This window comes from Pseudonocardia sp. UM4_GMWB1, assembly GCF_017312155.1.
In the GTDB taxonomy this organism is placed as follows: Bacteria; Actinomycetota; Actinomycetes; order Mycobacteriales; family Pseudonocardiaceae; genus Pseudonocardia; species Pseudonocardia alni.
Genome location: NZ_QJPN01000001.1, coordinates 552,702 through 564,812 on the forward strand (window position 1 = coordinate 552,702; position 12,111 = coordinate 564,812).

Here is a 12,111-nt window from a genome sequence, read left to right on the forward strand (position 1 = left end):
CTCGGTGGCCCGGCCCCGGGTGAGGGGGCCGGGCGGGGCACTGCGGGCCGTGACGGGCCTCAGACGGCCCGGATCTCGTCCCTCGCGTACTCGCGGGCCAGCACGTCGTTGAAGGTGAACGTGCCGGTGGGCTGGTCGTCCTGCCCGAGCAGGTACAGCCGTTTGACGGCGACGAGGATGCCCTCCGCGACGACGTCGCGGAAGCCCGGGTCGAGCAGCTTGCGGCGGTCCCCGAGGTGGGTCAGATACCCGACCTCGACGCGGACGGCCGGCATCCGGGTACGGCGCACGAGTTCCCAGGTGCACGTCTGACTGCGGCAGTCGAGCATCGAGGTCCGGGTGAGCAGCTCGCGCTGGATCAGCCCGGCGAGCGCCTCGCCGACGTTCGACGTGGTGCCCGACCCGTTGCCGAAGTAGTAGGTCGCCAGACCCTGCGCGTGCGGGCTGAAGCTCGCGTCGGTGTGCAGCGACACGACCATGTCGGCACCGACGTCGTTGGCGAACTGCGCGCGCTCGGTGTCCGGCGGGTTGCCGTTCTCCGGGCGGGAGAGCAGTGCCTCCATGCCGGTGGCCGACATGCGGCCGACGACCCGGCGGGCGAGGTCCCACATCAGGTCGGCCTCGGTGACCCCGCCGACGTCGACACCGCGGTCGTGCCCGCCGTGCCCCGGGTCGATGACGATGCGCTTGCCGCGCATCCGCGGGCCGGCCCGGCGCAGCAGCTCCTGCTCGCGCATGAGGTGCGGACGCCCGCCGGTGACCTTGCGGCCGAGCTGGCGCAGCGCGCGCAGCGTCTCCGGGCCGCAGACACCGTCGGGGGTCATGCCGTAGTCACGCTGGAAGCGGATCAGGGCCTGCTCGGTCTGCTGGTCGAACAACCCGCTCGGCCGGCCCGGGTTGTACCCGAGCTCGAGCAGGCGTTCCTGCAGGTGGGCGACGTCGTCGCCGGTGGTGGGGGTGGAGAGCGTGAACGACAGCATCCGGTCGCCCAGGCTCCAGCCCGCCTCCCGCAGCGCGCGGGCGGTGTCCGGTCCGACGATGCCGTCGGTGATCAGGCCACGGCCCTGCTGGAACATGCGGACGGCGCGGTCCACGCCGTCGTCGAACATGTCCTGGGCGCGCGAGCCCGGCGGAACCGCCGGGAGCAGACCGAGCTGTCCCAGCGTCGTCCGGATCTCGCGTACGGCCGGACCGCAGTCCCCGCGCCGGAGCAGCTGCATGCACCCCTCGCTCGCAGTCGTGAGGCGCCGTGCGACGCCCGTGATCGGTCGGTTTCGCCCGGTGACCGGACGCGTGCCGGACTCATTGTGCCCTGCCCCGCCCCCGGAGGAGTGCAGCGGGGCGGATACGCGCGTGTCCCGGTTGTGATCAACCGGGACACGCAGCGTTATCTCCGTGCGCTATACGGCGCACGGACAGTGATCAGATGTGGTCGGCGAGATCGGCGAGGAGTGCCGCCTTCGGCTTCGCGCCCACGATCTGCTTCACCGGCTTGCCGCCGGAGAACAGGATCATCGTCGGGACCGACATGACCTGGTAGTCGCGGGCGACCTCCGGGTTGGCGTCGATGTCGAGCTTGGCGACGGTCAGCTTCTCGGAGTTCTCACCGGCGATCTCGTCGAGCACCGGGGCGACCATCTTGCACGGGCCGCACCAGGTGGCCCAGAAGTCGACCAGGACGGGCTTGTCGCTCTTCAGGACGTCCTGGTCGAACGAGCTGCTGGTGACGTCGACGGTGTTGTTGCCCATGGGGTTCTCCTTCGGTCGCGGATGCGGGTCTGTCGGGTGCCGGTGGGCGGTCAGTGCGCGGCGTCGGCCACGGCGGCCGCCGGGGCGGTCTCCTCCGAGCCGTAGCCGCCGCCGGCCAGCTCGGGGCTGACCTCGTGGCCGGCCAGCCAGCGCTCGGCGTCGATCGCGGCCGAGCAGCCGGAGCCCGCGGCGGTGATCGCCTGGCGGTAGGTGTGGTCGACGAGGTCGCCACAGGCGAAGACGCCCGGGACGTTCGTGTAGGTGGTACGTCCGTCCACCTGCACGTAGCCCTCGTCGTCGACGTCGACCTGGCCCGCCACCAGCGCGCTGCGCGGGTCGTGGCCGATCGCGACGAACATGCCGGTGACGTCGAGCGTGCTGGTCTCACCGGTCACGGTGTCGCGCAGCTGCAGCTGCCTCACCGAGCCCTCGCCGGTCACCTCGGTGACCTCGGAGTTGGTGCGCCAGCGCATCTTCGGGTCGTTCTGCGCCCGCTCGTACATGATCTTCGAGGCGCGGAACTCGTCCCGACGGTGGATGACCGTGACGGTCTCGGCGAAGCGGGTGAGGAACGTGGCCTCCTCCATCGCCGAGTCGCCGCCGCCGATGACGGCGATGTTCTGGTCCCGGAAGAAGAACCCGTCGCAGGTGGCGCACGAGCTGACGCCGCGGCCGAGGAGCTCCTGCTCGCCGGGGACGTGCAGGTAGCGCGGGGCGGCACCCATCGCGAGGATCACGGCGCGGGCCCGGAAGGTCTCCTTGCCGACCCGCACCTCCTTGACGTCGCCGTCGAGCTTCACCTCGTCGACGTCCTGCGGGCGCAGGTCCGCACCGAAGCGCTCCGCCTGGCCCCGCATCTGCTGCATGAGCTCGGGGCCCATGATCCCCTCGGTGAAGCCCGGGTAGTTCTCCACCTCGGTCGTGGTCATCAGGGCGCCGCCGAACTGGCTGCCCTCGAACACGAGCGGGGCGAGCTGGGCCCGCGCGGCGTACACCGCAGCGGTGTAGCCGGCCGGCCCGGACCCGATGATGATCAGGTTGTGCACCGTGTCGTCGGTGGTCACCGGTACCGATCCCTCCTGGCGCGCCCGGGCGACGGGCGCGATGACGGGGCCTGCGGGTGCCGGCCCGGGTGGCCGGCTCCTGCGTCGTGGCTGCCGTATGGCTCGAACGCGATCCTAGACACGGGCATTCCCGCTCGTCGGTGCCGCCGGACGTGACCCGGGCGTCGCCGGTGCCCGGCCCGGTCAGCCGGTGGTGGTCTCGGCGAGCACGCGCGCGGTGCCCGGCCCGCAGTCCGGCGGTACGGCGACGAGGCGGTAGCGGCCCCGTTCCGGTCCGCCGAGGACGAGCAGGACCGCCGGGCGGCCGTCGACGGAGTGCGGGCGGGCCGTCAGGAACGGAGCATCCGGTCGCGGGTCGCCCGCGGCCGCGAGGCACGCGCGGACCCGGGCGGGGTCGTCGAGCGCGCCGACGGGGACGTCCGCACCGGCGGCCGCGGACCGGAGCTCCTCCGGGGCGGTCCCGGCGATCGGGACGACGACCGGTGCGGTGGGCACGAGGGTGGCGAGCCCGACCCCGGCGACCACGAGTGCCGCCGCGCCGACGGCGAGCGCACGCCACGGGGTCCGGCGGCCCGGCGGCGGGCCGCCGGCCGCCGGAGCCTCGCCCCGCTCCGGTCCGGGATCCGCTCGCGCCACTTCCGCGGCGAGCCGCGCCCGCATCCGCACGGCCACGTCGTGCGGCATCGCCGCCGGACCGAGCTCCCGGGCCACCCGCGTCCCGACCTCGGCGAAGTGTTCTTCGTCGACATGACATGAAGCAGCTGGACGGTGGTTGTCGTCGTTCCGACGAGTGCTCTCTGACGAATTGTCGTCGGATGGGTGAGAACTACTCATCCCTCGTCCTCCCGCAACACGGGGGCCAGCCGGGCCCGCGCACGGGCCCGGCGGCTCTTCACCGTCCCCGGCGCCACCGCCAGCATGTCCGCCGCCTCCGCGACGCCGTAGCCGAGCCCGTCCACGAGCACCAGAGCGGCCCGCTGGTCCACCGGCAGCAGGGCCAGCGCGTCGGAGACGGCGAGCCGCACGACGAGCCCGCCCGCGTGGTCCCGGGCCGCGACGACCGTCTCCAGGGCCCGCAGCCGGTCCCGTCGCCGCCCGGCCGCGCGGAGCCGGTCGACGCAGTCGTTCACGAGGATCCGGTGCAGCCACGTCCCCGTCGCGGCGTCACCGCGGAACCCGGGCGAGCGGAGCGCGGACAGGAACGCCTCCTGCACCGCGTCCTCGGCCTCGGTCCGGTCGCCGAGCATCCGCAGGGCCACCGACCAGAGCCGGTCGGCGTACCTGCGGAACATCTCGTCCAGGTCGGGCGGGGCCCGGTCCGGGATCCGGTCGACGGTCGTCACCCGCGCACGGTAGGCAGCGCCGGGCGGTGCTCACGGGCGTTGCCGGGCCGGTCCGTCGCGATCGCGAACGGTGCGGCTCAGGGTGCGGTGCGGCGGAACCCGATGTCGTCGATCCGGGTCTGGTTGTCCGGCCCGAGGTTCGTGATCCACAGGAGCACGTGCTGGGTGGGGCGTCCCGGGTCGAGGCCGACCGTCGTCCGTCCCGAGGACAGGGTGACGGTGTCGAGCAGCGTCGTCTCCGCCGGCGTCGGCTCGGCCGACGGGGCCGAGCGGACCTCCACGACCGCGCCCGCGGTCGGCGAGTCGATGGTGAGCCCGGTGAGCGGCTCGGCGGCGTCGAACGAGGCCAGCACGCCGATCCCGGGCTTGAGCGCCGGGAAGGGCTGGAAGTAGCGGCTCGTCGTCCACACGGTGGAGGGGTCGCCGTCGACGACGTTGCCGACGGTGCCGGCGTTGTCCGCGTCGCCGACCGGGTCGAACACCGTCGCCGACACGTCCGGCACCGCGGTACCCGTCCCGGACGACGCGGCCGGGGCCGCAGGGGCGGGTACCTGCTGCTGCACCGGGGCGCTCGCCGCGGGCGGGACGACCACCGGCGGGGTGCCGCCGCCGCCGAACAGCATGCCCAGCTGCACGGCGACGTACCCGAGCACGATCAGTACGCCGACGGCCAGCACCCCGAGACCGATCCGCAGGTTGCGGCGGCGCCGGGGGTCGTTGCGGGTGTCGGGCAGCCGGTCGGAGTCCTGCCACACGTCGTCGGGCTCGGCGGGCGCGCCGTCGTGCACCGGCGGGAAGAAGGCCTGGTCGGCGTCCTCGGCGACGACGTCGGCCAGCATCCGGTGCATCGCCGCGGCGGTGTGCACCCGGCTGACGCCGTCGCCCTGGCCGAGCGCACCGCTGCACAGCGTGTCGAGCTCGAGGGGCACCCCGGGCCGCAGCTGCGACGCGGGCCGCAGCCGGCCCGCGGGCGTGCGGTCGGCGGCGACGAGCCCGGCCCGGGCGGCGTCGGACACCGACAGCGGCCAGCGCCGGGTGAGCAGGCAGTAGAGGATCCCGCCGAGCCCGCGGACGTCGTCGGCGGCGGACACCGACGGGCGCGGGAGCAGGAACGCCAGCATGGCGCGCCCGTCCGGGGTGATCCGGACGCGCTGCGGGTGGTCGCAGCCGAGGACCAGGCCCTGCTGGTGGGCCTCGGTGGCGGCGGCCGACAGGGTCTCGACGGCCTTGGCGGCCCGCTGCGCGCGGACCGGGCCCTCGGCGACGGTCTCGGCCAGCGAACGCCCGGGCACCCACTCGGCGACGGCGGCGCCCAGCACGTCGGCCGGCAGGCCGTGCGTGCCCGGAGCCAGTACGTCGAGCAGCCGGGCGCTGCCGGAGTGCTCGAAGCAGCCCGAGCGCAGGGCACGCACGATCATCTCGCCGGCGCGGGCGGTGCCCTCCGGGTCGTCGGAACGGTCGTCGGCGGGGAGCCTGCGCAGCAGCGTGACGCCGACCGGGCGGCGCAGCACGGTGTCCTCGGCGCGCCAGAACTCCGCCCCGGCGGCCGGGTCGGACCCGATCCGCTGACGGAGCACGTAGCGCTCGGTGAGCGGCGAGCCCGCGGTCGTGCCCGCGGTCTCGCGGACGGGCGGGATGCGCTCGGTGGGCCGGGCCTGGGCCGGCACCGCGGGCACGGCGGCCGTCGGCTGCTCGTCGGCGGGTACTCCGGCGGTCCCGGGTGCGTCGGCGGTCGCCGTGGCGTCGGTGGGGTCGAGCGACGGGTGCGGACGGGGGGTCGCGTCGTCCTCGACGGGGTGGGGGCCGGTCCGGGCAGTGCGCTCGCCGATCTGCCCGCTCAACGGCCTCGCCCTCCCCTGGCGCTCGGTGTCGTGTCCGGCGTCAGCCTACGGCACTCGGTCGGATGTGGACGAGCCGAGAACACGCCCCGGATCCGTCTCCCCTGTCTTCGGAGACGGGGGACATCGGTTTGCCTCCCCGCCCTCCGGATTCGCCGGAAAGCACCTGTGATGCGACGAGCGGTCAATACCGGACGGCGAACGACAGCCGTGTTCCTTGTCTCCCCCGGCTCAAGAGCCGTGGACGCGTCCGGACGGCGCCGGTCCCGGTGGCACGGGGACGTCCGGGGGCGTGCCGGGCCCTGACCCGGGGCCGGGCCCGGGGCCACCGGACGGCCCGGCTGCGGCGGCCGGACGCAGCCGGCGCAGCACCCGCCGGACCACCAGGACCACGAGGACACCGCCGGCGATCGCGGTCAGCCAGACCGTGACCGTCCCGTAGACCGTCGACCGCACCCGTAGCCGGGTGTCCGGGCCGAGCGCGACGCCGTCGGGGGTGAGCAGGCCCGCGTCGACGCTGAACACCCCGGAGCGGGTGACCTGGGCGCTGACCCGCACCTGGACGCGGCCGCGCGGCGGGACCGCCTGCACCTCGATCGGGGCGACCCGCAGCCCGGTGGTACTCGACAGCACCACCCGCACGTTCATCGTCACCGGCAGCCCGTTGGCGACGGTGATCAGCAGCGGTGCGTCGCTGGTTCCGAGCGAGTACGGGCTGGGCGGCTCCACCACACGCACCGACGCGCGGATCTCGGCGATCCGGTCGGCGACGACGGTCTCCTCCCGCTCGGCGCGGGCCGGGTCGCCCCGCCACCACGACGACACCGCCCGCAGCGTGCCGGTCACCAGCGGGTCGAACACGTCGGCGGGGCTGGCCCCGACCCCGGTGCGGGCCTCGGCCGCGGCCCGTAGCGCCTCGATCGTCCGGACCTGGTCGGCCACCCCGGACACGACCGTCCCCGGGATCTCCGCGCCGCCGGCCTGCGGTGGGTAGAACAGCTGCGTCCCGCCCGCCTGCACGGCGCCGTCGATGAGGGTGGACAGGCCGGTCGGGGCGATCCGGCCGTCGTCGATCAGCGAGGTCAGGGCGGTCAGCACCCCGGCGGCGGCCGGCCCGTCCGCGGCCCAGCGGTGCGGCGGTGCGACGACCAGCGGGCCGCCGGCGTCCCCGGACCGGAACGCGAGCGCCCCGGCGAGGTCCTGGCCGGCGAGCCCGCCCACGTCCCCCTCCTGCACCTCGACGCCCGCGGGTCCGGTCGCGGCCTCGGTGAGCAGCGGGTCGGTGAGCAGCGCGGAGTCGTCGCCGTCGCGGCCGGTGCCGTCGGAGCCGCCGACGCGCACCCGGCCGGAGGCCGCCGTGCCGGTCACCCCGTCGGCGGAGAGCAGCAGCCGGGTCCCGCCGCCGAGGGCGTCCAGCGTCGCCTCGTCGACGACGCCGTCGGCGGGCCACACGACGCCGTCGAGGGCCGTGGTCCCCAGCTCGGTGGACAGGGTCCGGCGGCCGCGGTCCAGCGCGGTCCGGGCGAGGTCGGCCCGGCCGCCGCGGACCAGGGCGACGAGGTCGGCGTCCGACGGCGGCAGCGCGATCACGCAGGTCCCGCGCGCGGCGGCGGTCAGCGCCGCGAGCCACTGGCCCGCCGCCTCCGCGCCGCGGCCGGGCACGGACTCGTCGGGGCCGGTGACGACGCCGTAGCCGTCGCGCATGGCGGCCGCGGTGGCGACGAGCTCGGGGTCGATCGCCAGGCAGAGCGCGGCCCGGGTCGGGGACCCGGCGGGCGCGGCCGAGCCCAGCGCCTCGACCAGGCCGCGCAGCCGGCCGCCGTCGGCGAAGGAGGTCGCGAGGTCGTCGTCGGTCAGCAGCGGCGGCTCGCCGGGCAGCGGCGGGACGCGGCGCGGGGCGTCGGTGATCGGGTACAGCATCGTCACCGGCGCGGCGGCGACCGGCGACGACGGCGGCGCGGCCCCCGGCAGCGACGACACCGGCAGCATCGTCCGGACCCCGGCCAGCCGCGACGGCGTGCCGTCGACGGTCCCGTTGAGGTTCACCAGCAGCGGGTAGGTGCCCGGGCCGGGGAGCGCCAGCGTCGACTGCGGGGGCCCCGTGAGCGGGACGGCGTAGCGGAACGGGACCGACGCGCCCGGCGCGAGCGGGCCGAGGTCGGCGAACGGCGGCGTCGCGTCGTCGACCGCGGCCTCCCCGGCCAGCGCGGCCCGCAGCGCCGCCTCACCGGCGAGCACCGGCCCGCGCTGCACCCGGACGGCCAGGTCGTCGACGATCCCCGGGCCGGTGTTGGTGACGGTCCCGGTGACGACCAGCTCGTCCGGCCCCGCCGACGTGACCACCCGCGGGGTCATCGTGCCGACGTCGAGCCGGACCGGGGCGACGGGCTGCTGGGCCGGTTGCTGCGCCGGGCGGTCCCGGGCGGCGGCCTGCGGGGCGCCCGCCGGGAACGCCGCAGGCAGGAGCAGTGCCACCACCGCGGTGAGCACGATCGCGACCAGGGCCGCGACCCGGCTCACGCCGTCTCCTCCAGCAGGTTGGCCGCGTGCCGGATCAGCCGACGCTCGTCGGCGTAGGCGAGGCGGCCCTCGAGCTCGTCGAGCGGCACCCAGGCCACCTCGGAGACCTCGACGTCCTCGTCGCAGAGCTCGCCGCCGAGTGCGCGCATCAGGTAGTGGTGGACCGTCTTGTGGACGCGCCGGTCCTCGGCGACGAACCAGAAGTCGATGGTGCCCAGGGGAGCCAGCACCTCACCGATGATGCCGGTCTCCTCCTGCACCTCGCGCACCGCGGCCTGCTCCGCGGTCTCACCGGCCTCGATGTGGCCCTTCGGGAGCGACCACAGCAGCCTGCCCCGGCGGTCCAGCCGGCCGATCAGCGCGGCGGCGCCGGTCTCGGGGTGCACGACGAGCCCACCGGCGGACGTCTCGTCCACCGTGCGCAGCCGGCGACGGCGGTCCGGGGACCGGTCGGCGCGCCCGGCACGGCCGGCGCGTGCGCTCCGGCCCTCACGGCCGGGTTCCGCGCCGCGCCCTGCCGAGGAGCGGCCGCGGGAGGTGGACATGTGGCGATGGTAACGAGGAGGTGGCTCGAAGGGGGGTCGACGAGCCGCCCGCGGCCGTGGCGTCACCCGGTCGCCCTGCCGTCGATCAGCGGTCGAGCGGTACGGAGTGACCGGAGGACCCGTGCCCACCGGCCGGGCGCGTTGCCTAGACTGGCCCGTCGTGTCCTCGTCGTCCCCGTCCTCCACCGCCCGACAGGTGACCCGGCCGACCCGACCTCCGGCCGGATCCGTCCCGGACCCGGACGAGCTGCAGCGAGCACAGGAGAACGCCGTGGTCGCACTGCTCGACGTCCCGGCCGTCGCCGACGAGCTGGCCGCCCGTTTCGCCGCCCGCGGTCACCTGCTCTACCTCGTCGGCGGCAGCGTCCGCGACGCGGTGCTGCGCGGCACCGGCGCGTCGACCCGGGACTCCGGGGACCTCGACTTCACCACCGACGCCCGCCCCGAGCAGATCCTCGCGATCGTGCGCGGCTGGGCCGAGGCCGTCTGGGACACCGGGATCGCGTTCGGGACCGTCGGGCTGCGCCGCGACGGGCAGACCCTCGAGGTGACGACCTTCCGTGCCGACACCTACGACGGCACCTCCCGCAACCCCGAGGTCCGCTTCGGCGACACCGTCGAGGGCGACCTGGTGCGCCGCGACTTCACGGTCAACGCGATGGCGGTCGAGCTGACCGGGTCGCACCGCCGCTTCGTCGACCCGCACGGCGGGTTCGCCGCGCTGGCCCAGGGTGTCCTGGACACCCCGGACACCCCGGAGCGCTCCTTCTCCGACGACCCGCTGCGGATGCTGCGTGCCGCCCGCTTCGTCTCCCAGCTCGGGTTCACCCCCGCCGCGCGGGTCACCGCCGCGATGACGGCGATGGCCGACGAGCTGACCCGGATCACCGCCGAGCGGGTGCAGGCCGAGTTCACCAAGCTGATGATCGGCGACCACCCGCGGCGCGGCCTGGAGCTGCTCTGCGACACCGGCCTGGCCCGGCACGTCGTCCCCGAGGTCCCGGCGATGCAGCTGGAGACCGACGAGCACATGCAGCACAAGGACGTCTACACCCACTCGCTCGTCGTGATGGAGCAGGCGATCGAGCGTGAGACCGACGGGCCGGACCTCACGCTCCGCCTGGCCGCGCTGCTGCACGACATCGGCAAGCCGGCGACCCGGCGCAAGGAGCCGGACGGGCGGGTCTCGTTCCATCACCACGAGGTGGTCGGGGCGAAGATGACCCGCAAGCGGCTGCGTGCGCTCAAGTACCCGAAGGCCCTGGTCGACGACGTGTGCCAGCTCGTCTACCTGCACCTGCGGTTCCACGGCTACGGCAAGGGCGAGTGGACCGACTCTGCCGTGCGCCGCTACGTCGCCGACGCCGGCCCGCTGCTGGAGCGCCTGCACCGGCTGGTGCGCTCGGACTGCACCACCCGCAACCGGCGCCGGGCCTCGGCCCTGCAGCGCAACTACGACGGGCTGGAGGACCGGATCGCCGAGCTGCGCAAGCAGGAGGAGCTCGACGCGATCCGCCCCGACCTCGACGGCAACCGGATCATGGAGCTGCTGGGCATCCCGCCGGGCCCGGCGGTCGGGAAGGCCTACCGGCACATGCTGGCGCTGCGGATGGAGCAGGGGCCGATGGACGCCGAGCAGGCCGAGGTCGCCCTGCGGGCCTGGGCGGCCGAGAACCTCTGAGCTGCACGAGCGTCCCGTACATACGTACACACTGATGTACGTTCGTATTGTACGAACGTATGGACGATCATGTCCGGTGTACGACGATGCGGCGAACGGGTGGCGGCATCGCGTCCGTGCCGGAGGTGCGAACATGGACCCGTGCGGGAACACCGCGCCACGCGAGGCGCCGCTCTTCCCCCGGTCACACCGGGGAGTCTGCTCGTCGCCGCCCCCGGTCTGGGCGACCCGAACTTCTCGCGGACGGTCGTCTACATGATCGAGCACCGTCCGCAGGGCAGCCTCGGGGTCGTGCTCAACCGGCCGGGCCAGGCGGCCGTACGGGACGTGCTCCCGCGGTGGGCCGGGCTCACCAGCGACCCCGGGACCATGTTCGTCGGCGGTCCGGTCGAGGCGCGCACCGCGCTCTGCCTGGCCGCCCTGCGGACCGGGGAGACCGGCCGCGGGCTCGGTGGGCTGATGCCGGTCCGGCCACCGGTGCAGCTGGTCGACCTCGACTCCGACCCGGCTCCGCTCGCGCAGCGGCTGCGCGGCCTGCGGATCTTCGCCGGGTACTCCGGCTGGGACGCGGGCCAGCTGGGCGGCGAGATCGCCCGGGGAGACTGGTACGTCGTCCCCGGCCTGCCCGACGACCTGCTGACCACCGTCTACGACCAGCTGTGGGAACGGGTGCTGCGCCGCCAGGGCGTCCCGCTGGCGCTGCTCGCCACGTTCCCGCGGGATCCCGCCTGGAACTGAATCCCCGCGGGCGGACGTGTCTTCCCGATCGTCGGCTACGACGGGTTCGACCACGCCAGGGCCGGTACCGCGCCGCGACCGTGCCCGGGGGCCGCTGACCGGCCTACCGTGGGGGTCGTGCTGTTCGACCGTCGTCCCCAGCCCGATCCCGTCGGCCCCGGGCAGGAGTCGGTGTGGGACTACCCGCGCCCGCCCCGGGCGGAGCGGGTGCCCCGCCGCGCGGAGCTGTGGCACGGCGGGACGCTCGTCGCCGCGTCGGACGACCTCGTCCGGGTGCTGGAGACCAGCCACCCGCCGACCTGGTATCTGCCCCGCGCCGCCTTCACCGACGGCGTGCTGGTGCCCGGTGAGCACCGCACGTTCTGCGAGTGGAAGGGCGTCGCCCACTACTGCGACGTGCGTGTCCCCGGCGTGCCGCCGCTGACCGACGTCGCCTGGTGGTACCCGCGCCCGGATGCGCGCTACCCGGAGCTGACCGACCGGGTCGCGGTCTACGTGGCGCCGTTCGAGCGGATCACCCTGGACGGGGAGACGGTCCGCCCGCAGCCCGGCGGGTTCTACGGCGGCTGGGTCACCGACGAGGTCGTCGGCCCGTTCAAGGGCGGGCCGGGCTCCCGCGGCTGGTAGCCCGGG

General features: G+C 75.1%; 11 protein-coding genes. 3 read left to right on the top strand and 8 right to left on the bottom strand.

Going from position 1 to position 12,111, the window contains the following annotated elements:
• Window positions 1–59: 59 nt before the first annotated feature.
• The 8 genes from DMP15_RS02750 to DMP15_RS02785 all read right to left on the bottom strand — a co-directional run bounded on the left by DMP15_RS02750 (window position 60) and on the right by DMP15_RS02785 (window position 9,059).
• Window positions 60–1,220: an N-acetylmuramoyl-L-alanine amidase gene (locus tag DMP15_RS02750; protein ID WP_073573702.1), complete on the bottom strand. Its 1,161-nt coding sequence runs from the start codon at window positions 1,218–1,220 to the stop codon at window positions 60–62.
• Window positions 1,221–1,422: 202 nt separating this feature from the next.
• Window positions 1,423–1,749, bottom strand: coding sequence for a thioredoxin (gene trxA / locus DMP15_RS02755; protein ID WP_020622767.1), 327 nt, complete (start codon window positions 1,747–1,749; stop codon window positions 1,423–1,425).
• A gap of 50 nt (window positions 1,750–1,799) precedes the next feature.
• Complete coding sequence (trxB, locus tag DMP15_RS02760; RefSeq protein ID WP_253068369.1) at window positions 1,800–2,813, bottom strand: thioredoxin-disulfide reductase; 1,014 nt, start codon at window positions 2,811–2,813, stop codon at window positions 1,800–1,802.
• Window positions 2,814–2,996: 183 nt separating this feature from the next.
• The gene (locus tag DMP15_RS02765; protein ID WP_337825411.1) at window positions 2,997–3,524 is read right to left on the bottom strand and encodes a hypothetical protein; all 528 of its coding nucleotides are present in this window, start codon (window positions 3,522–3,524) and stop codon (window positions 2,997–2,999) included.
• A 119-nt stretch (window positions 3,525–3,643) separates the two neighbouring features.
• Window positions 3,644–4,156 carry a sigma-70 family RNA polymerase sigma factor gene (locus DMP15_RS02770; RefSeq protein WP_337825412.1) on the bottom strand — a complete coding sequence of 171 codons (513 nt, stop codon included), beginning with the start codon at window positions 4,154–4,156 and terminating at the stop codon, window positions 3,644–3,646.
• A gap of 77 nt (window positions 4,157–4,233) precedes the next feature.
• On the bottom strand, window positions 4,234–5,997 hold the full coding sequence (locus tag DMP15_RS02775) for a protein kinase family protein (RefSeq protein WP_337825413.1): 1,764 nt from the start codon (window positions 5,995–5,997) through the stop codon (window positions 4,234–4,236).
• Window positions 5,998–6,225: 228 nt separating this feature from the next.
• On the bottom strand, window positions 6,226–8,514 hold the full coding sequence (locus DMP15_RS02780) for a DUF6049 family protein (RefSeq protein ID WP_337825414.1): 2,289 nt from the start codon (window positions 8,512–8,514) through the stop codon (window positions 6,226–6,228).
• A complete protein-coding gene (locus tag DMP15_RS02785; protein ID WP_202417219.1) occupies window positions 8,511–9,059 on the bottom strand; it encodes an NUDIX hydrolase in 549 nt (182 codons plus the stop codon). The genes DMP15_RS02780 and DMP15_RS02785 overlap by 4 nt, the downstream gene beginning before the upstream one ends.
• 196 nt (window positions 9,060–9,255) lie before the next feature.
• On the opposite strand from DMP15_RS02785, the gene DMP15_RS02790 reads away from it, so the two are divergent.
• The 3 genes from DMP15_RS02790 to DMP15_RS02800 all read left to right on the top strand — a co-directional run bounded on the left by DMP15_RS02790 (window position 9,256) and on the right by DMP15_RS02800 (window position 12,105).
• Complete coding sequence (locus DMP15_RS02790) at window positions 9,256–10,740, top strand: CCA tRNA nucleotidyltransferase (protein WP_100879093.1); 1,485 nt, start codon at window positions 9,256–9,258, stop codon at window positions 10,738–10,740.
• Between the two features lie 141 nt (window positions 10,741–10,881).
• A complete protein-coding gene (locus DMP15_RS02795) occupies window positions 10,882–11,478 on the top strand; it encodes a YqgE/AlgH family protein (RefSeq protein ID WP_073573695.1) in 597 nt (198 codons plus the stop codon).
• A 117-nt stretch (window positions 11,479–11,595) separates the two neighbouring features.
• The gene (locus DMP15_RS02800; protein ID WP_337825415.1) at window positions 11,596–12,105 is read left to right on the top strand and encodes a DUF427 domain-containing protein; all 510 of its coding nucleotides are present in this window, start codon (window positions 11,596–11,598) and stop codon (window positions 12,103–12,105) included.
• Window positions 12,106–12,111: the final 6 nt, after the last annotated feature.

What these genes read in the sequence shown, in the direction of transcription:
- DMP15_RS02750 (WP_073573702.1), bottom strand. Translation starts at nt 1,220, where the DNA reads ATGCAGCTGCTCCGGCGCGGGGACTGCGGTCCGGCCGTACGCGAGATC.
- trxA (WP_020622767.1), bottom strand. Translation starts at nt 1,749, where the DNA reads ATGGGCAACAACACCGTCGACGTCACCAGCAGCTCGTTCGACCAGGAC.
- DMP15_RS02785 (WP_202417219.1), bottom strand. Translation starts at nt 9,059, where the DNA reads ATGTCCACCTCCCGCGGCCGCTCCTCGGCAGGGCGCGGCGCGGAACCC.